Origin of the sequence: Pseudomonas plecoglossicida NBRC 103162 = DSM 15088, from assembly GCF_000730665.1 — a bacterium.
GTDB lineage: Bacteria > Pseudomonadota > Gammaproteobacteria > Pseudomonadales > Pseudomonadaceae > Aquipseudomonas > Aquipseudomonas plecoglossicida.
Genome location: NZ_BBIV01000006.1, coordinates 84,142 through 102,087, shown reverse-complemented (window position 1 = coordinate 102,087; position 17,946 = coordinate 84,142). Strand labels below are relative to the sequence as shown.

Genomic DNA, 17,946 nt, shown 5'->3' with positions numbered 1-17,946 from the left:
ATAATCACTGTGGCCTGTGGGCCGAGGACAGCAACGATGTCGGATTACATTCAAGAGCAGGGGGCGACGGCCAGCAGATCCAGCCGTCGTGAAGAACGCAAGATCATTTTCGCGTCATCCCTCGGGACGGTGTTCGAGTGGTATGACTTTTTTCTCTATGGCGCACTGGCCGCGGTCATCAGCAAGCAGTTCTTCGCGGGTGTGAATGACACCACCGCCTTCATTTTCGCCCTGATGGCCTTTGCCGCCGGCTTCCTGGTGCGGCCTTTCGGCGCGCTGGTGTTCGGCCGTCTGGGCGACATGATCGGGCGCAAGTACACCTTCCTGGTGACCATCGTGCTGATGGGCCTCTCCACCTTCGCGGTCGGCCTGTTGCCCACCTATGCCAGCATCGGCATCGCGGCGCCGATCATCCTGGTGGTGCTGCGCATGCTCCAGGGCCTGGCGTTGGGCGGGGAATATGGCGGGGCTGCCACCTACGTGGCGGAACATGCGCCACCTGGCAAGCGCGGTTTCCACACCGGTTTCATCCAGTCCACTGCCACCCTCGGCCTGCTGCTGTCATTGCTGGTGGTACTGGGCAGCCGCTACATCAGCGGCGACCAGTTCGAGACCTGGGGCTGGCGCCTGCCGTTCCTGCTGTCGATCGTGCTGCTGGCGATCTCCACCTGGATCCGCATGAGCATGCACGAGTCGCCGGCCTTCGTGAAAATGAAGGCCCAGGGCAAGGTCAGCAAGTCGCCGATTCGTGAGTCGTTCACTTCCTGGCCGAACCTCAAGGTGGTCCTCACTGCCCTGTTCAGCATCAATGCAGGGCAAGCCGTGACCTTCTACACGGCGCAGTTCTACGTACTGTTCTTCATGACCCAGATGCTCAAGATGGACCCGGCCCAGGCCAACACCTTGCTGATCATCAGCGTGGTGATCGGCGCGCCGTTCTTCGTGTTCTTCGGTTGGCTGTCCGACCGCATCGGGCGCAAGCCGATCCTGATGCTCGGCCTGCTGCTGGCCACGGTGTTGTACTTCCCGCTGTTCAAGGCCCTGAGCCATTACGCCAACCCGCAGATCGACGCCGCCAGCCGCCAGGCGCCGATCGTGGTCACTGCCGACCCGCAAACGTGCACCTTCCAGTTCGACCCGGTGGGCAAGGCACGTTTCGACAGCCCCTGCGACAAGGTCAAGACCTTCCTGGTCAAACAGGGTCTGCCGTACAGCTCGGTGGAAGTGACCGGTAGCCAGGTGGTAGTGAACATTGGCGACAAGAGCATCAACGGCTTCGACGAAGCGGCCATGCGCACGGCAGTGGAGCAGGCAGGCTATCCGGCCAAGGCCGACCCTGGGCAGGTCAACCAGGTGATGGTGGTGGTGCTGATCGTGGCGATGATCCTGATCGCGACCATGACCTACGGGCCGCTGGCGGCGGTGATGGTTGAACTGTTCCCGACGCGGATTCGCTATACCTCGATGTCGCTGCCTTATCACATTGGCAATGGCTGGTTCGGTGGGTTCCTGCCAACGGTGTCGTTCGCGCTGGTGGTGTATACCGGGGACATCTTCTACGGGCTGTGGTACCCGGTGCTGGTGACCGGGATTAGCCTGGTGGTGGGGATCTTCTGCCTCAAAGAAACCAAGGATGTGGATATCGACAAGATCTGATGCCCCTATCGCCGGCAAGCCGGCTCCGACAGAGGGAACTGCACGATCCTTTGTGGGAGCCGGCTTGCCGGCGATGAGGCCCTCGAGGCATAAGAAAACCGGCTGTAAAAGCCGGTTTTCTTATGCCTCGAAAAAACTTATGCACGATTTTCAGAAAAATGTCATACACGGAAATAAATAGCTAATTCAAACACTTAGCGATAACTTCAGGCATTTCATCGAAAAATTGCTAACAAGTTATCCACAGATGGTCAGGCCATCTGCTCCTGCGGCTTTTCGTCCACCGGTGGCAGCGACCCCATGGCCCGCTGGGTCGCTTCGTTCCAGGCTGCAGCGCGGTCATTGAGCTCGGCGATGGCGCGCGGGCCGGTGCCGTTGGCGTACATTGGCTCGCCGATCACCACCTCGATGGTGCCTGCGCGCTTGCCCCAGCCAGCCTTGGGCCAGAACTTGCCCGCGTTGTGCGCAACAGGCAGTACTGGCAGCCCGGCATTCACCGCCAAGGCGGTACCGCCGCGGGAGAACTTGCCCACCGTGCCGAAGGGCACCCGGGTGCCTTCCGGGAAGATCAACACCCAGACCTTCTGCTTGAGCAGATCGTCACCCTTGCTGGCCACCTGACGCAGGGCTTCCTTGGGGTTGTCGCGATTGATCGCGATCGGCCGCAGCATGGCCATTGCCCAACCGAAGAACGGCACATACAGCAGTTCACGCTTGAGCACCTGGCTCAGTGGCGAGAAGTACTGGGACAGGAAGAACGTCTCCCAGGTGCTCTGATGGTTGGACAGAATCACGCAGGGCTCACTCGGCACATTCTCAGCACCCGTGATCTTGTAATCGATGCCAAGGATCGTGCGGGTCAGGAACAGCGCACAGCGGCACCAGTACACGTTGATGAACTTGTAACGCCTGGGGAACGACAGAAATGGCGCGACAAAAAAGCTCAGGGAGCACCACAGCAGCGAACTGGTGCCCAACAGCAGGTAAAAAAGAAAGACTCTGATCGCCTGCAGCATCGACATAGTGGCAAGTACCGTTGCGGGGCATGCCCGCCTGAGAAAAATGCGCCCGAAGGCGCATTGTTTAAATTAGTTCTCTGGCGATAGCTGCCAGATCGTCGAAAATCAGTGTAGTTTCAGGGACGCCCTTTTGCAGGGTCCGCTCACCCTTGCCGGTTTTCACCAGCACCGGTTGTGCATCGACGGCCAAGGCGGCTTGCAGGTCACCTGAACTGTCGCCGATGAACCAGACGCCGCGAAGGTCCGCCTGGTAATGCTCGGCAATCGCCCGCAGCATGCCTGGCTTGGGCTTGCGGCAAGCGCAGCCTTCGTCCGGCCCGTGCGGGCAATACACGATGTGGCCCACCTCGCCGCCCTGCTCTGCCACCAGTGCACGCAAGCGCGCATGCATGGCCTCGAGCGTTGCCAGCGAGTAGTAGCCACGGGCAATGCCGGACTGGTTGGTGGCCACGGCCACCGTCCAGCCCGCCTTGCTCAACTGCGCGATGGCCTCGACCGAGCCGGGTATCGGGATCCACTCCTCCAGCGACTTGATATAGGCGTCGGAGTCCTGGTTGATCACCCCGTCACGATCGAGAATCAGCAGTTTCAAGGCTTACCCCAGCAGCGAAATGTCGGCAACGCCCAGGAACAGGCCGCGCAGGCGGCTGAGCAGGGCATAACGGTTGGCACGTACCTTGGCATCCTCGGCATTGACCATCACTGCCTCGAAGAAGGCATCGACCGGGTCACGCAGGGCGGCCAGGCGCGCCAGCGACTCGCTGTACTGGCGTGCGGCAGCCATCGGTTGCACGGCCTGGTCGGCCTGCTGGATGGCCGAGTACAGAGAGAACTCGTTGGCGTTGTCGAAGTACTTCGGCTCGACCTGGTCGGCGATGGCGCCTTCGGCCTTGCTCAGCAGGTTCGACACGCGCTTGTTCACCGCGGCCAGGGCTTCGGCTTCCGGCAGCTTGCGGAAGGCCTGCACGGCCTGCACGCGCTGGTCGAAGTCCAGGGCCGAGCCCGGCTTCAGGGCGCGTACCGACAGGTAGGTGGCGACGTCGATGCCTTCGTCTTCGTAGCGCGCGCGCAGGCGGTCGAAGACGAATTCCAGCACCTGCTCGGACAGGCCGGCGGCCTTGACCTTGGCGCCAAACTGCTTGACCGCGAACTCGACCGCAGTGGTCAGGTCCAGGTCCAGCTGCTTCTCGATGAGGATGCGCAGCACGCCCAGGGCGGCACGGCGCAGGGCGTACGGGTCCTTGCTGCCGGTGGGCAGCATGCCGATGCCGAAGATGCCGACCAGGGTGTCGAGCTTGTCGGCGATGGCCACGGCCGCACCGGTAAGGGTCTGCGGCAGCTCGGCGCCAGCACCGCGCGGCATGTACTGCTCGTTCAGGGCCAGGGCGACGTCTTGCGGCTCGCCATCGTTGAGCGCGTAGTAGTAACCGGCAACACCCTGCATTTCAGGGAACTCGCCGACCATCTCGGTGGCCAGGTCGCACTTCGACAGCAGGCCTGCACGGCCAGCGCGCTGGGCGTCGCCGCCGATCAGCGGGGCGATGAAGGCAGCCAGCCTGGAAACGCGCTCGGCCTTGTCGTAGACGGTGCCCAGCTGAGCCTGGAACACCACGTTCTTCAGGCGCTCGTTGAAGGTTTCCAGCGGCTGCTTCTTGTCTTGCTTGAAGAAGAACTCGGCGTCGGTCAGGCGTGGGCGCACGACCTTCTCGTTACCCTGCACGATCTGCTTGGGGTCACGGCTCTCGACGTTGGCCACGGTGATGAAGCGCGGCAGCAGCTTGCCTTCGCTGTCCAGCAGGCAGAAGTACTTCTGGTTGTCCTGCATGGTGGTGATCAGGGCTTCCTGCGGCACGTCGAGGAAACGCTCCTCGAACGAGCACACCAGCGGCACCGGCCACTCGACCAGCGCGGTCACTTCGTCCAGCAGCGCCGCTGGCACGATGGCAGTGCCTTCCTGCTGTAGGGCAAGTTCGGCAGTACGCTTGCTGATCAGCTCGCGGCGCTCGGCGAAGTCGGCCAGCACGTAGGCTTTGCGCAGGTCTTCGACATAGTTGGCCGGGGTGGTGATGACCACGTTTTCCGGGTGGTGGAAACGGTGGCCACGGGATTCACGGCCGGCCTGCTGCGACAGGATGGTGCAGTCGACCACTTGGTCGCCGAGCAGCATCACCAGCCACTGGGTCGGGCGCACGAACTCTTCACGGCTGGCCGCCCAGCGCATGCGCTTGGGGATCGGCAGGTCGTTGAGCGAATCTTCGACGATGGTCGGCAGCAGGCTCGCGGTGGCCTTGCCCGGAATGTGCTGGGAGAAGCGCAGCTTGGCGCCGCTCTGGTCGATTTCCGACAGCTCTACGCCGCATTTCTTGGCAAAGCCCAGGGCGGCCTGGGTTGGCTCGCCGTCCTTGAAGGCAGCCTGCATGGGCGGGCCGTCGATATTGATGCTGCGGTCCGGCTGCTGCACGTCGAGCTGGCGGATCAGCACGGCCAGGCGACGCGGTGCGGCGTACACCTGCTTGCCGGTGTAGTTCAGGCCTGCGGCCTGCAGGCCCCTCTCGATACCGGCCAGGAAGGCGTCGCCGAGGGTAGCAAGGGCCTTGGGTGGCAGCTCTTCGGTGCCCAGTTCAACCAGGAAATCTTGAGCACTCATTGTGCAGCCTCCAGCTTCGCCAACACTTCGTCACGCAGTTCAGGGGTGGCCATCGGGAAGCCCAGGCGTGCGCGGGCTTGCAGATAGCTTTGCGCCACGTCCCGGGCCAGGGTGCGTACGCGCAGGATGTAACGCTGGCGCTCGGTCACCGAGATGGCGCGGCGGGCGTCCAGCAGGTTGAAGGTGTGGGAAGCCTTCAACACCATTTCATAGGTCGGCAGCGGCAGGTCCAGCTTGATCAGGCGGTTCGCTTCGCTTTCGTAGAAGTCGAACAGTTCGAACAGCTTGTCGACGTTGGCGTGCTCGAAGTTGTAGGTCGACTGCTCCACCTCGTTCTGGTGGAACACGTCGCCGTAGGTGACCTTGCCGAACGGGCCGTCGGCCCAGACCAGGTCGTACACCGAATCGACGCCCTGGATGTACATGGCCAGGCGCTCCAGGCCATAGGTGATCTCACCGGTGACCGGGTAGCACTCGATGCCGCCGACTTGCTGGAAGTAGGTGAACTGGGTCACTTCCATGCCGTTGAGCCAGATTTCCCAGCCCAGGCCCCAGGCGCCCAGGGTCGGCGATTCCCAGTTGTCTTCGACGAAACGGATATCGTGGACCAGCGGATCCAGGCCGATGGCCTTCAGCGAGCCGAGGTACAGCTCCTGGAAGTTGGCCGGGTTTGGCTTGAGCACCACCTGGAACTGGTAGTAGTGCTGCAGGCGGTTGGGGTTTTCGCCATACCGCCCGTCGGCAGGGCGACGGCTGGGCTGCACGTAGGCGGCGTTCCAGGTCTCTGGGCCGACTGCGCGCAGGAAAGTGGCGGTATGGAAAGTGCCGGCGCCTACTTCCATATCGTAGGGCTGAAGCACCACACAACCTTGAGCTGCCCAGTAGTTCTGCAGGGCGAGGATCAGGTCTTGGAAGGTACGCACGGCTGGCGTAGGCTGGCTCACGAAATTCACCTGTATCTGGGGATGCGGATGTAAAGAGCGGGAGTATAACCTGATTCGCCTCGCCCTCTACTCATTGGAGCCTTATGCCACGCTGCTTTTGGTGTACCGACGATCCGTTGTACCAGGCCTACCACGACCAGGAATGGGGAACGCCACAGCGTGACCCGGCGTTGCTCTTCGAGATGCTTTTGCTCGAAGGGTTCCAGGCGGGGTTGTCGTGGATCACCGTGCTGCGCAAACGCGAGCGCTATCGCCAGGTGCTGCACGGCTTCGACCCGCACAAACTGGCGCAGATGAGCGACGAACGGATCGAGGAGCTGATGCTCGATGCCGGCATCATCCGCAACCGCCTCAAGCTCAAGGCCGTGCGGCGCAATGCGCAGGCCTGGCTGGCTGTGGATAACCCTGCCCGATGGCTGTGGTCGTTCGTCGGCGGCGAGCCGAAGATCAATCACTTCAAGGCCCGCGGCGAAGTACCTGCCGTCACCGACGAGGCCAAGGCGATGAGCAAGGCCCTGCAGAAAGCCGGCTTCACCTTCGTCGGCCCGACCATCTGCTACGCGTTCATGCAGGCCACCGGCATGGTCATGGACCACACCACCGATTGCGATCGCTACGCCGCGTTGCTGCGCTGAGGGGTTACAATGCGCGCCTCGCTGAAATAAGGAATTCGCCTGTGGAAAAGTTCAAGGGCGCCCTGATGGTCGGGGTGCTGCGCCTGTTTGCCAAGCTGCCCTGGGGCGCTGTGCAGCGCGTTGGCGCCGGTATCGGCTGGTTGATGTGGAAGATCCCCAATGGGTCGCGCAATGTCGTGCGGATCAACCTGGCCAAGTGCTTCCCGGAGATGGACCCGGCCGAGCGTGAACAACTGGTCGGCCGTGCGCTGAAAGACATCGGCAAGTCCTTCACCGAAAGTGCCTGTGCCTGGATCTGGCCGCCGCAGCGTTCGCTGGAGCTGGTCAAGGAAGTGCACGGCCTGGAAGTGCTGGAGCAGGCTCTGGCCTCGGGCAAGGGCGTGGTCGGCATCACCAGCCACCTGGGCAACTGGGAAGTGCTCAACCACTTCTATTGCAGCCAGTGCAAACCGATCATCTTCTACCGCCCACCGAAGCTGAAGGCGGTGGATGACCTGTTGCGCGAGCAGCGTGTGCAGATGGGCAACCGCGTGGCGCCTTCGACCAAGGAAGGCATCCTCAGCGTGATCAAGGAAGTGCGCCGGGGTGGGCAGGTGGGTATTCCCGCCGACCCGGAGCCGGCCGAGTCTGCCGGGGTGTTCGTGCCGTTCCTGGGGACCCAGGCGCTGACCAGCAAGTTCGTGCCGAACATGCTGGCCGGTGGCAAGGCGGTGGGGGTGTTCCTGCATGCCCTGCGGCTGCCGGATGGATCGGGCTTCAAGGTGTTCCTGGAAGCGGCGCCGGAGGAGATGTACAGCGAGGATGTCACGGTCTCGGCGACTGCCATGAGCAAGGTGGTCGAGCGGTATGTGCGTGAGTACCCGAGCCAGTACATGTGGAGCATGAAGCGCTTCAAGAAGCGGCCGGCTGGAGAAGCGCGCTGGTATTGAGAGTTTGGGGGCGCTTTGCGCCCCTTTCGCTGGCAAGCCAGCGATGGGCTGCAAAGCAGCCCCAAGATCTCAGATCTTGTTCAGCTTCTTGAGGAACACCGCCATTTCCTTCTCGGCCTGCTTGTCCCCATGGGCCTGCGCCGCCACGATCCCGTCTTCCCAGGCCTTGCGCGCCGCCGGCAAATCCCCCAGCAACTGATAGGCCTTGCCCAGCAGCTTCCATGCCGCCGAATACTTCGGGTCCTGCTCCACACAGCGCGCCAGGTGCACCGCCGCCTCGGCCCCGTTGCCCTCATCGAGCCAGGCCTTGCCCAGGCCAAACCGCAGCAGCGGGTTATCCACACCCTTGGCCAGCATCTTTTCCAGCGACTCGCGCATGCCGTTTCTCCTCAGAAGAAGGTCAAGCCGACGTGGAACAGCTTCTCCACATCGCGGATCTGCTTTTTATCCACAACGAACAGGATCACATGGTCGCCCGTCTCGATCACCGTGTCGTCATGGGCAATCAGCACTTGTTCATCACGGATGATCGCGCCGATGGTGGTACCGGGCGGCAGGGCGATGTCTTCGATGGCCTTGCCGACCACCTTGCTCGACTTCGCGTCACCGTGCGCCACCGCCTCGATGGCCTCCGCCGCACCGCGGCGCAGCGAGTGCACGCTGACGATATCGCCCCGGCGCACATGCGCCAGCAAGGTACCGATGGTGGCCAGCTGCGGGCTGATGGCGATATCGATGTCGCCCCCTTGCACCAGGTCGACATACGCCGGGTTGTTGATGATGGTCATCACCTTGCGCGCGCCCAGGCGCTTGGCCAGCAGCGACGACATGATGTTGGCCTCGTCGTCGTTGGTCAGGGCCAGGAAGATGTCGGCATCGGCGATGTTCTCTTCGAGCATCAGGTCCTTGTCCGAGGCGCTGCCCTGCAGCACCACGGTGCTTTCCAGGGTATCGGAGAGGTGGCGGCAACGTGCCGGGCTCATCTCGATGATCTTCACCTGGTAGCGGCTTTCGATGGCCTCGGCCAGGCGCTCGCCGATCTGCCCACCGCCGGCGATGACCACGCGCTTGTTAGTCTCGTCGATGCGGCGCAGCTCGCCCATCACGGCGCGGATGTCCTTGCGCGCGGCAATGAAGAACACTTCGTCATCCGCTTCGATGACCGTGTCGCCACGCGGGGTGATCGGCCGGTCGCGACGGAAGATCGCCGCCACGCGGGTATCGACATTGGGCATGTGGGCGCGGATCTGGCGTAGCTGCTGGCCCACCAGTGGGCCGCCGTAGTACGCCTTGACCGCCACCAGCTGGGCCTTGCCTTCGGCGAAGTCGATCACCTGCAGCGAACCTGGGTGCTCGATCAGGCGCTTGATGTAGTTGGTCACCACCTGCTCGGGGCTGATCAGCACGTCCACCGGAATGTGGTCGTTGTCGAACAGCTCCTCGCGGGTGAGGTAGGCCGACTCGCGCACCCGGGCGATCTTGGTCGGGGTGTGGAACAGCGAGTAGGCCACCTGGCAGGCGACCATGTTGGTTTCATCGCTGTTGGTCACCGCCACCAGCATGTCGGCGTCATCGGCACCGGCCTGGCGCAGCACCGTGGGCAGCGAGCCACGGCCCTGCACGGTGCGGATGTCGAGACGGTCGCCGAGGTCGCGCAGGCGTTCGCCGTCGGTATCGACCACGGTGATGTCGTTGGCTTCGCTCGCCAGGTGTTCTGCCAGCGTACCGCCCACCTGCCCTGCGCCGAGGATGATGATCTTCATCCGCTACTCCCTAACGTTTTGCTTACCCGCGCGAGGCGGCGATCTTGATCAGCTTGGCATAGTAGAACCCGTCGTGGCCGCCTTCCTGGGCCAGCAACTGGCGGCCATGAGGCTGGCGCAGGCCGGCCTCGGTGGCCAGGTCCAGCTCCCGCGCACCCGGGGTGCGGGCGAGGAAGGCGTCGATCACCTCGGTGTTCTCGGTCGGCAGGCTGGAGCAGGTGGCGTACAGCAGCATGCCGCCCACTTCCAGGGTCGGCCACAGGGCATCGAGCAGCTCGCCTTGCAGGGCAGCCAGGGCCGGAATGTCGTCGGCCTGGCGGGTCAGCTTGATGTCCGGGTGGCGGCGGATCACGCCGGTGGCCGAGCACGGTGCATCGAGCAGGATGCGCTGGAACGGCTTGCCGTCCCACCAGCTGGCGGTGTCGCGGGCGTCGCAGGCGATCAGCTCGGCGTCCAGCTGCAGGCGGTCGAGGTTTTCACGCACGCGGGTCAAGCGCTTGGCTTCCAGGTCGATGGCTACCAGATGCGCCAGGCCCGCTTCGGCTTCGAGCAGGTGGCAGGTCTTGCCGCCCGGCGCGCAGCAGGCGTCGAGCACGCGCTGGCCGGGGGCCAGTTCGAGCAGGTCGGCAGACAGCTGCGCGGCTTCGTCCTGCACGCTCACCCAGCCTTGGGCAAAGCCCGGCAGGCCACGCACGTCGCAGGCCTCGGTCAGAACGATGCCGTCGCGGCTGAATTGGCAGGCGCTGGCGCTGACGCCCGCTTCGGCCAGCAGCGCCAGGTAGACATCGCGGCTGTGGTGGCGGCGGTTGACCCGCAGGATCATTGGCGGGTGCGCATTGTTGGCGGCGCAGATCGCTTCCCACTGTTCTGGCCAGAAGGCTTTCAGTTGCTTTTGCAGCCAGCGCGGGTGGGCGGTGCGCACCACCGGGTCGCGTTCCATGCCGGCGAGCAGTGCTTCGCCTTCGCGTTGGGCGCGGCGCAGCACGGCGTTGAGCAGGCCCTTGGCCCAAGGCTTCTTCAGCTTGTCGGCGCAGCCGACGGTTTCGCCGATGGCGGCGTGGGCTGGAACGCGTGTGTAGAACAGCTGGTACAGACCGACCAGCAGCAGTGCCTGCACATCGGCATCGGCGGCCTTGAAGGGCTTTTGCAGCAGCTGTGCGGCGAGCAGGTCGAGGCGCGGCTGCCAGCGGGCGGTGCCGAAGGCCAGGTCCTGGGTCAGACCACGGTCGCGCTCGTCGACCTTGTCCAACTGAGCCGGCAGCGAGCTGTTCAGCGAGGCCTTGCCACTGAGTACAGCGGCCAACGCGCGGGCGGCGGCGAGGCGCGGGTTCATTGGCCAAGCACCTTGCCGCTGGCGAACTTCTCGCGGCGGCTGTTGAACAGGTCACTGAAGTTCAGCGCCTTGCCGCCTGGCAATTGCAGGCGGGTCAGGCTCAGCGCCTGCTCCCCGCAGGCAACGACCAGGCCGTCCTTGCTGGCAGAGAGGATCTCGCCGGGCGCGCCTTTGCCTGTGGACAGGTTGGCAGCCAGCACCTTGACGCTTTCGCCGTCCAGGGTGCTGTGGCACACCGGCCATGGGTTGAAGGCACGGATCAGGCGCTCAAGCTCGACGGCCGGGCGGTTCCAGTCGATGCGCGCTTCGTCCTTGTTCAGCTTGTGTGCATAAGTGGCCAGGGCATCGTCCTGCACCTCGCCCTGCAAGCTGCCGTCGGCCAGGCCGGCGATGGCCTGCACCACGGCGGGCGGGCCCATCTCGGCGAGGCGGTCATGCAAGCTGCCACCGGTGTCATCGGCGCTGATCGGGGTGACCACCTTGAGCAGCATCGGGCCGGTGTCCAGGCCAGCTTCCATGCGCATCACGGTGACGCCGCTGTCGGCATCGCCGGCTTCCACGGCGCGCTGGATCGGCGCCGCACCGCGCCAGCGTGGCAGCAGCGAGGCATGGCTGTTGATGCAGCCCAGGCGCGGGATGTCCAGCACGGCCTGGGGCAGGATCAGGCCATAGGCGACCACCACCATCAGGTCCGGTTTCAGCGCAGCGAGTTCGGCCTGGGCCTCTGCGTTGCGCAAGGTTGGCGGCTGGAACACGGGGATGTCATGGGCCACGGCCAGCGCCTTGACCGCGCTCGGCATGAGCTTCTGGCCACGGCCGGCAGGGCGGTCGGGCTGGGTGTAGACGCCGACGATCTGGTAAGGGCTGTCGAGCAGGGCCTTGAGGTGTTCGGCGGCAAACTCTGGAGTGCCTGCAAAGACGATGCGCATGGAGTTCTCGCTTCAAAAAAGAAAAAGGCTTGCCGGAGCAAGCCTTCAGGAAGGTCGGGATCAGGCTTGCTGGCGGTGCTGCTTTTCCAGCTTCTTCTTGATCCGGTCGCGCTTGAGCTGCGACAGGTAGTCGACGAACAGCTTGCCGTTCAGGTGATCGAATTCGTGCTGCACGCACACCGCCAGCAGGCCTTCGCATTCCAGTTCGAACGGCTTGCCGTCGCGGTCCTGGGCCTTGACCCGCACGCGCAGGGGGCGGTCGACGTTCTCGTAGAAGCCCGGCACCGACAGGCAGCCTTCCTGGTACTGGCCCATGTCGTGGGTCAGCTCTTCGACCGAGGGGTTGATGAAGACCCGCGGCTCGCTGCGGTCTTCGCTCAGGTCCATGACCACGACCTGCTTGTGCACGTTGACCTGGGTCGCGGCCAGGCCGATGCCAGGGGCTTCGTACATGGTTTCAAACATGTCGTCGATCAGCTGACGCAGTGCGTCGTCGAACTCCGTCACCGGTTTGGCAATGGTGCGCAGGCGCGGGTCCGGGAATTCGAGAATGTTCAAGATGGCCATAAGGTCAGGCAGTCACTGTGCGTTTGGTTGAAAACTGAGCACACATAATAAAGGGAATCGGCGATTTCGGCACCTGGCATGCTCGACTAGGGTGTCTATGGGCTTGATAGCGTTCAATTCATGGACAGCTTTTCAAACTGTTACCCACAAAGTTATCCACAGCTTGTGCCACGTAATTGGCCCTGTTTCGATCAAGGATGATCCCCATGCCTACCCACCATTCGTCACTTTGTTCACCTGCGGAACTGGAGGCCCGATTACGCCTGCATCGCCTGCCCGAGACTGGTTTGCGTCGCTTCAACACTTTGCTGAAAGCGTTCGGCAGTGCCTCTTCGGCGCTCAGTGCACCGGCAGGCGCATGGCGTGCACTGGGCATTCCCCAGGCAACGATCGATGCCCGGTGTAGCGCCCAGGTGCGCGACGGCGCATTGGCTGCAATAGCCTGGCTAGAACATCCGGGCCAGCATTTACTGATGTGGGACAGCCCCGGCTACCCCGCCCTGCTGGCCGAAATCGACGATCCTCCACCCCTTCTTTTCGTCGCAGGGGACCTCACTTTGCTCGACCGGCCGCAGATGGCAATTGTGGGCAGCAGGCGTGCTTCACCCCCCGCCATCGACACCGCCAGGGCATTTTCCCGTTGTCTCGCGCAAGCCGGGTTCACCATCACCAGCGGGCTGGCGCTGGGGGTCGACGGTGCCGCTCATCGGGCAGCCCTGCAGGCTCAAGGGAGGACAATCGGGGTACTGGGCACCGGGTTGCAAAAACTTTATCCACAGCGCCACCGAGACCTGGCCGAGGCCATGATCGGCAACGGTAGTGCACTGGTTTCGGAATTCCCGCTGGATGCCGGGCCGCTGCCAGCCAACTTCCCGCGGCGCAATCGCATCATCAGTGGGCTGTCGCTGGGGGTACTGGTGGTCGAGGCCAGCCTGGCCAGTGGTTCCTTGATCACCGCTCGCCTGGCAGCCGAGCAGGGCCGCGAGGTCTATGCCATCCCCGGCTCGATCCACCATCACGCAGCGAAAGGCTGCCATCAGCTGATCCGGGACGGCGCGTTGCTGGTGGAAAGCGTGGAACAGATCCTGGAAACCCTCCAAGGTTGGCAGAACCTTCCGCCAGCCACTGTGGATAAAGCCTCGCATCCCTTGCTCGCATTGCTGCATGCTGCGCCGCAGACCACCGAGGCTCTGGCGCATGGCAGCGAGTTGCCTTTGGCCCAAGTGCTGGCGCAATTGACCGAGCTGGAGCTTGAAGGGCGAGTAAGTAATGAAGCCGGGCGTTGGTTTGCCCGCGTGGGCTAAGTAAACTGCGGCCATGGCTTAAATGCGGAGAGATACAAATGGTGAGCAGTTGGCGTGTGCAACAAGCCGCACGTGAGATTCGGGCGGGCGCGGTGATCGCCTACCCGACGGAAGCGGTCTGGGGCCTGGGCTGCGACCCTTGGAACGAGGACGCGGTATACCGCCTGCTGGCGCTCAAGTCGCGGCCTGTGGATAAAGGGCTGATCCTGGTCGCCGACAATATTCGCCAGTTCGATTTCCTGTTCGAGGACTTCCCCGAAGATTGGATCGATCGCATGGGCAGCACCTGGCCGGGGCCCAACACCTGGCTGGTACCGCATCAGGACCTGTTGCCCGAGTGGGTGACGGGGCAGCATGACACGGTGGCGCTGCGAGTCAGTGACCATCCGCAGGTGCGCGAGTTGTGTGCGTTGGTGGGGCCATTGATTTCCACGTCGTGCAACCCTGGCGGGCGGCCGGCGGCGAAGACCCGGTTGCGGGTCGAGCAGTACTTCCACGGGCAACTGGACCTGGTGCTCGGTGGGGCGTTGGGTGGGCGGAAGAATCCGAGTGTGATTCGTGACCTGGCGACCGGCGAGGTTGTTCGCCCGGGTTGATCCTCTTGGGTGAGCGCTCCTACAAAGGGGGCGCTGGCTTTTCTGAAGTGTCTTATCAAATACGAATTTGGGAAATTTCCTACAACTCGTATCGAGTACTATCACCTTCTCAGTAGGAACACCTGCCTCTAGTCTTCACATCGTCGCCGAACAACTTGGCGATCGGGTGTGGTAACCCGAATCTGGAGAGTTCCTGACAGTCAATGGCGGCTGTACGCGGGAGGCCCCGTGCCTGCCGGGTTTAGGGAACTCTCCCCGGTTTACCACCCTGCGTACAGCTGCCACCTAATCGTGTGGTAACGATTTGGTGGGGCATCGAAGCGAGAGTTTCCGATGAAAAAGATTGTTCCTGATCCGCCCATGCCCTGCACTTCCACCCGCCCCTTCGGCCGCTGCGACGCCGGCCACCCACCGCTCTTCACCGTTAACCCCGACATTCCCGCCGCCGATGCTTTGGTCCACGTGGCCCTGTATCTGCGTTGTGCCTACGAGACGGGCTACAAGACCCTCGATTACCTGCGCGAAGAAGGCCGCGGCATGTATTGGTCGAACCTGCATGCGATTGAGATGGCGGAGGGTTTGGTAGAGGCGATGCTGGATGGTATTGAGTCTTCGCCTATGCCGCAGAGGTAGGTGTGTGGCTTGCAGGTGCTTGCCTTGGTTTTTGCATCGTTGCGTAGATCGAGCGCCGCCCGCGCGGCGCTCGATCTCATAGGCGCCAAAAGCCCCAAGACGGGCACTCAAGGCAACAAAACAGTCGACCCCACCGTCCTCCGCGCCGACAACTCGGTCTGCGCCTTGGCCGCCTCGCTCAGCGGATACCGCTGCTGGATATCCACAACCACCTCGCCACTGGCGATCACCGCAAACAGGTCATCCGCCATGGCCTGGGTATTCTGGGCAGTGTTGGCATAGCTGGCCAAGGTCGGGCGGGTCACATACAGCGAGCCCTTCTGCGCCAGAATCCCCAGGTTCACCCCACTTACCGCGCCCGAGGCATTGCCGAAGCTCACCATCAAGCCACGCGGTTGCAGGCAGTCCAGCGAGGTCAGCCAGGTGTCGGCGCCGACGCCGTCATACACCACGGGGCATTTCTTGCCATCGGTCAGTTCCAGCACCCGCTTGGCCACATCTTCGCGGCTGTAGTCGATGGTCGCCCACGCCCCCAGTGCCTTGGCCCGCTCAGCCTTCTCGGCGGAACTGACGGTGCCGATCAGGTTGGCGCCCAACGCCTTGGCCCATTGGCAGGCCAGCGAGCCCACGCCCCCGGCCGCGGCGTGGAACAGGATCACCTCGCCCGGTTGCACGGCATAGGACTGCTTGAGCAGGTACTGCACGGTCAAGCCCTTGAGCATCACCGCCGCCGCCTGCTCGAAGCTGATGTTGTCGGGCAGCTTCACCAGGTTCGCTTCCGGCAGCGTATGCACCTCGCTGTAGGCACCCAGCGGGCCGACGGCGTAGGCCACGCGGTCGCCCACCTTCAGACGGGTGACGCCCTCGCCTACCGCATCGACCACCCCGGCACCTTCGGTGCCCAGGCCGGAAGGCAGCGCAGGCGGTGTGTACAGCCCGTTGCGGAAATAGGTGTCGATGAAGTTCAAGCCGACCGCATGGTTACGCACGCGTACCTGCAGCGGGCCGGGCGGTGCCGGGTCGAACTCCACAAGCTGCAGCACTTCCGGGCCGCCATGCTGGCTGAACTGGATTCGCTTGGCCATCTCGCACTCCTGTTGTCGGGATCGGGAAAGGCCTTCTATCGGACGCCTTTGCTTGATCGCCGTCAACTGCGGCGCGCGGGCCGCCGGTGGTATGCTACGCGGCGAATTCTTCCCTGCCCGTTCCTGGTGACCCGATGACTAGCCGCACCGAGGCCGTGAAAGCCTACCTGCTCGACCTGCAAGACCGCATCTGCTCTGCCCTCGAAACCGAGGACGGCGGCGCCCGCTTCGTCGAGGATGCCTGGGTGCGCGAAGCCGGTGGCGGGGGCCGCACGCGGGTGATCGGCGACGGCAAGGTGATCGAGAAAGGCGGGGTCAACTTCTCCCACGTGTTCGGTGCCGGCCTGCCGCCGTCAGCCAGCGCTCACCGCCCCGAGCTGGCGGGCCGTGGTTTCGAGGCCCTGGGCGTGTCGCTGGTGATCCACCCGCATAACCCGCATGTGCCAACCTCCCACGCCAACGTGCGCTTCTTCATCGCCGAGAAAGAAGGCGAAGAGGCCGTCTGGTGGTTCGGTGGCGGCTTCGACCTGACCCCGTACTACGGCAACGAAGAAGACTGCATCCACTGGCACCGCGTCGCCGAGCAGGCCTGTGCGCCGTTCGGTGCCGACGTGTACCCGCGCTACAAGGCCTGGTGCGACCGCTACTTCCACATCAAGCACCGTGGCGAGCCGCGCGGTATCGGCGGGCTGTTCTTCGATGATCTGAACGAATGGGACTTCGACACCTGCTTCGCCTTCATCCGTGCCATCGGCGATGCCTACATCGACGCCTACCTGCCGATCGTGCAGCGCCGCAAGAACACGCCCTACACCGCCGAGCAGCGTGAGTTCCAGGAGTACCGCCGCGGCCGTTACGTGGAATTCAACCTGGTCTACGACCGTGGCACCTTGTTCGGCCTGCAGTCGGGCGGTCGCACCGAGTCGATCCTGATGTCGCTGCCGCCGCAAGTACGCTGGGGCTACGACTGGAAGGCCGAGCCCGGCAGCGAGGAAGCGCGCCTGACCGACTACTTCCTGCAAGACCGCGACTGGCTTGGCCAGTAAGCCCTGTGGATAACCGAGGAGCCCCCATGGACCAGTACGTCGTTTTCGGCAACCCCATCGGCCACAGCAAGTCGCCGTTGATCCACCGTCTGTTCGCCGAACAGACCGGCCAGGACCTGGAGTACACCACCCTGCTGGCGCCGGTGGACGAGTTCAGCGACTGCGCCCGTGGCTTCTTCAAGCAAGGCAGCGGCGCCAACGTCACCGTGCCGTTCAAGGAAGAGGCCTACCGCCTGTGCGACAGCCTCACTCCGCGCGCGCAGCGTGCTGGCGCGGTGAACACCCTGAGCAAGCTGGCCGACGGCACGTTGCAAGGTGACAACACCGACGGCGCCGGTCTGGTGCGTGACCTGACGGTGAATGCCGGGGTCGAGCTGACCGGCAAGCGCATTCTCATCCTCGGTGCCGGCGGTGCTGTGCGCGGTGTGCTGGAGCCGATTCTGGCCCTCGACCCGCAATCGCTGGTGGTCGCCAACCGCACGGTGGAAAAGGCCGAGCAGCTGGCGCGCGAGTTCGCTGAGCTGGGGCCGGTGGTGGCGAGTGGTTACAGCTGGTTGCAGGAGCCGGTGGACGTGATCATCAACGCCACCTCGGCAAGCCTGTCCGGCGAGTTGCCGCCGATTGCCGAAAGCCTGGTCGAGCCGGGGCGCACGGTGTGCTACGACATGATGTATGGCAAGGAGCCTACGCCCTTCTGCAAGTGGGCGAGCAAGCTGGGGGCGGCGAAGGTGCTGGATGGGCTGGGCATGCTGGCTGAGCAGGCGGCCGAGGCGTTCTTCATCTGGCGTGGGGTTCGGCCGGATACCGGGCCGGTGCTGGCGGAGCTGCGACGGCAATTGGCGCGGGGTTAGAGGTCAGGG

Annotated in this window: 18 protein-coding genes; 8 read left to right on the top strand and 10 right to left on the bottom strand. The window is 63.7% G+C overall.

Translation table 11 applies throughout. The features are described from left to right. Nucleotides 1–36: 36 nt before the first annotated feature. Nucleotides 37–1,656, top strand: coding sequence for an MFS transporter (locus PPL01S_RS04630; protein WP_016394300.1), 1,620 nt, complete (start codon nucleotides 37–39; stop codon nucleotides 1,654–1,656). A gap of 251 nt (nucleotides 1,657–1,907) precedes the next feature. Here PPL01S_RS04630 and PPL01S_RS04625 read toward each other — a convergent pair whose 3' ends face one another. From PPL01S_RS04625 to glyQ, 4 genes are all read right to left on the bottom strand, one after another. Continuing rightward, complete coding sequence (locus PPL01S_RS04625; RefSeq protein WP_016394299.1) at nucleotides 1,908–2,678, bottom strand: lysophospholipid acyltransferase family protein; 771 nt, start codon at nucleotides 2,676–2,678, stop codon at nucleotides 1,908–1,910. A gap of 61 nt (nucleotides 2,679–2,739) precedes the next feature. Next, entirely contained in the window at nucleotides 2,740–3,267 is a 528-nt protein-coding gene (gmhB, locus tag PPL01S_RS04620) for a D-glycero-beta-D-manno-heptose 1,7-bisphosphate 7-phosphatase (RefSeq protein WP_016394298.1), read from the bottom strand. A gap of 3 nt (nucleotides 3,268–3,270) precedes the next feature. Next, the gene (gene glyS / locus PPL01S_RS04615) at nucleotides 3,271–5,322 is read right to left on the bottom strand and encodes a glycine--tRNA ligase subunit beta (RefSeq protein WP_016394297.1); all 2,052 of its coding nucleotides are present in this window, start codon (nucleotides 5,320–5,322) and stop codon (nucleotides 3,271–3,273) included. Further along, entirely contained in the window at nucleotides 5,319–6,266 is a 948-nt protein-coding gene (glyQ, locus tag PPL01S_RS04610; RefSeq protein WP_012269869.1) for a glycine--tRNA ligase subunit alpha, read from the bottom strand. Before glyQ ends, glyS begins: the two co-directional genes overlap by 4 nt. An 83-nt stretch (nucleotides 6,267–6,349) precedes the next feature. Here glyQ and PPL01S_RS04605 point away from each other — a divergent pair, with 83 nt between their 5' ends. Further along, a complete protein-coding gene (locus tag PPL01S_RS04605; protein ID WP_016394296.1) occupies nucleotides 6,350–6,901 on the top strand; it encodes a DNA-3-methyladenine glycosylase I in 552 nt (183 codons plus the stop codon). A 41-nt stretch (nucleotides 6,902–6,942) separates the two neighbouring features. Then, nucleotides 6,943–7,830, top strand: coding sequence for a lysophospholipid acyltransferase (locus PPL01S_RS04600; protein WP_016394295.1), 888 nt, complete (start codon nucleotides 6,943–6,945; stop codon nucleotides 7,828–7,830). A gap of 69 nt (nucleotides 7,831–7,899) precedes the next feature. Here PPL01S_RS04600 and PPL01S_RS04595 read toward each other — a convergent pair whose 3' ends face one another. The 5 genes from PPL01S_RS04595 to def are packed head-to-tail and all read right to left on the bottom strand — an operon-like array spanning nucleotide 7,900 to nucleotide 12,422. Then, nucleotides 7,900–8,208, bottom strand: a complete 309-nt coding sequence (locus PPL01S_RS04595; protein WP_016394294.1) for a tetratricopeptide repeat protein — start codon at nucleotides 8,206–8,208, stop codon at nucleotides 7,900–7,902. Nucleotides 8,209–8,219: 11 nt separating this feature from the next. Beyond that, complete coding sequence (gene trkA, locus PPL01S_RS04590; protein WP_016394293.1) at nucleotides 8,220–9,593, bottom strand: Trk system potassium transporter TrkA; 1,374 nt, start codon at nucleotides 9,591–9,593, stop codon at nucleotides 8,220–8,222. 22 nt (nucleotides 9,594–9,615) lie between these two features. After that, nucleotides 9,616–10,926: a 16S rRNA (cytosine(967)-C(5))-methyltransferase RsmB gene (rsmB, locus tag PPL01S_RS04585; protein ID WP_016394292.1), complete on the bottom strand. Its 1,311-nt coding sequence runs from the start codon at nucleotides 10,924–10,926 to the stop codon at nucleotides 9,616–9,618. Then, on the bottom strand, nucleotides 10,923–11,855 hold the full coding sequence (gene fmt, locus PPL01S_RS04580) for a methionyl-tRNA formyltransferase (protein WP_028625675.1): 933 nt from the start codon (nucleotides 11,853–11,855) through the stop codon (nucleotides 10,923–10,925). The genes rsmB and fmt overlap by 4 nt, the downstream gene beginning before the upstream one ends. A gap of 60 nt (nucleotides 11,856–11,915) precedes the next feature. Continuing rightward, a complete protein-coding gene (gene def, locus PPL01S_RS04575) occupies nucleotides 11,916–12,422 on the bottom strand; it encodes a peptide deformylase (protein ID WP_016394290.1) in 507 nt (168 codons plus the stop codon). Between the two features lie 206 nt (nucleotides 12,423–12,628). Here def and dprA point away from each other — a divergent pair, with 206 nt between their 5' ends. From dprA to PPL01S_RS04560, 3 genes are all read left to right on the top strand, one after another. Beyond that, nucleotides 12,629–13,726, top strand: coding sequence for a DNA-processing protein DprA (gene dprA / locus PPL01S_RS04570; RefSeq protein WP_028625676.1), 1,098 nt, complete (start codon nucleotides 12,629–12,631; stop codon nucleotides 13,724–13,726). A gap of 38 nt (nucleotides 13,727–13,764) precedes the next feature. After that, a complete protein-coding gene (tsaC, locus tag PPL01S_RS04565; RefSeq protein ID WP_008096561.1) occupies nucleotides 13,765–14,322 on the top strand; it encodes an L-threonylcarbamoyladenylate synthase type 1 TsaC in 558 nt (185 codons plus the stop codon). 333 nt (nucleotides 14,323–14,655) lie between these two features. Next, a complete protein-coding gene (locus tag PPL01S_RS04560; protein WP_028625677.1) occupies nucleotides 14,656–14,955 on the top strand; it encodes a DUF3077 domain-containing protein in 300 nt (99 codons plus the stop codon). A 107-nt stretch (nucleotides 14,956–15,062) separates the two neighbouring features. Here PPL01S_RS04560 and PPL01S_RS04555 read toward each other — a convergent pair whose 3' ends face one another. Beyond that, a complete protein-coding gene (locus PPL01S_RS04555; RefSeq protein ID WP_028625678.1) occupies nucleotides 15,063–16,040 on the bottom strand; it encodes an NADPH:quinone reductase in 978 nt (325 codons plus the stop codon). 134 nt (nucleotides 16,041–16,174) lie between these two features. Between PPL01S_RS04555 and hemF the strand changes: the two genes are divergently transcribed. After that, the gene (hemF, locus tag PPL01S_RS04550) at nucleotides 16,175–17,086 is read left to right on the top strand and encodes an oxygen-dependent coproporphyrinogen oxidase (RefSeq protein WP_016394285.1); all 912 of its coding nucleotides are present in this window, start codon (nucleotides 16,175–16,177) and stop codon (nucleotides 17,084–17,086) included. A gap of 26 nt (nucleotides 17,087–17,112) precedes the next feature. Further along, nucleotides 17,113–17,937, top strand: coding sequence for a shikimate dehydrogenase (gene aroE / locus PPL01S_RS04545; protein WP_016394284.1), 825 nt, complete (start codon nucleotides 17,113–17,115; stop codon nucleotides 17,935–17,937). Nucleotides 17,938–17,946 lie beyond the last annotated feature (9 nt).

What these genes read in the sequence shown, in the direction of transcription:
- glyS (WP_016394297.1), bottom strand. Translation starts at nt 5,322, where the DNA reads ATGAGTGCTCAAGATTTCCTGGTTGAACTGGGCACCGAAGAGCTGCCA.
- PPL01S_RS04555 (WP_028625678.1), bottom strand. Translation starts at nt 16,040, where the DNA reads ATGGCCAAGCGAATCCAGTTCAGCCAGCATGGCGGCCCGGAAGTGCTG.
- trkA (WP_016394293.1), bottom strand. Translation starts at nt 9,593, where the DNA reads ATGAAGATCATCATCCTCGGCGCAGGGCAGGTGGGCGGTACGCTGGCA.
- PPL01S_RS04625 (WP_016394299.1), bottom strand. Translation starts at nt 2,678, where the DNA reads ATGTCGATGCTGCAGGCGATCAGAGTCTTTCTTTTTTACCTGCTGTTG.
- PPL01S_RS04630 (WP_016394300.1), top strand. Translation starts at nt 37, where the DNA reads ATGTCGGATTACATTCAAGAGCAGGGGGCGACGGCCAGCAGATCCAGC.
- PPL01S_RS04560 (WP_028625677.1), top strand. Translation starts at nt 14,656, where the DNA reads ATGAAAAAGATTGTTCCTGATCCGCCCATGCCCTGCACTTCCACCCGC.
- rsmB (WP_016394292.1), bottom strand. Translation starts at nt 10,926, where the DNA reads ATGAACCCGCGCCTCGCCGCCGCCCGCGCGTTGGCCGCTGTACTCAGT.
- PPL01S_RS04605 (WP_016394296.1), top strand. Translation starts at nt 6,350, where the DNA reads ATGCCACGCTGCTTTTGGTGTACCGACGATCCGTTGTACCAGGCCTAC.
- dprA (WP_028625676.1), top strand. Translation starts at nt 12,629, where the DNA reads ATGCCTACCCACCATTCGTCACTTTGTTCACCTGCGGAACTGGAGGCC.
- def (WP_016394290.1), bottom strand. Translation starts at nt 12,422, where the DNA reads ATGGCCATCTTGAACATTCTCGAATTCCCGGACCCGCGCCTGCGCACC.
- fmt (WP_028625675.1), bottom strand. Translation starts at nt 11,855, where the DNA reads ATGCGCATCGTCTTTGCAGGCACTCCAGAGTTTGCCGCCGAACACCTC.
- hemF (WP_016394285.1), top strand. Translation starts at nt 16,175, where the DNA reads ATGACTAGCCGCACCGAGGCCGTGAAAGCCTACCTGCTCGACCTGCAA.
- aroE (WP_016394284.1), top strand. Translation starts at nt 17,113, where the DNA reads ATGGACCAGTACGTCGTTTTCGGCAACCCCATCGGCCACAGCAAGTCG.
- tsaC (WP_008096561.1), top strand. Translation starts at nt 13,765, where the DNA reads ATGGTGAGCAGTTGGCGTGTGCAACAAGCCGCACGTGAGATTCGGGCG.
- PPL01S_RS04595 (WP_016394294.1), bottom strand. Translation starts at nt 8,208, where the DNA reads ATGCGCGAGTCGCTGGAAAAGATGCTGGCCAAGGGTGTGGATAACCCG.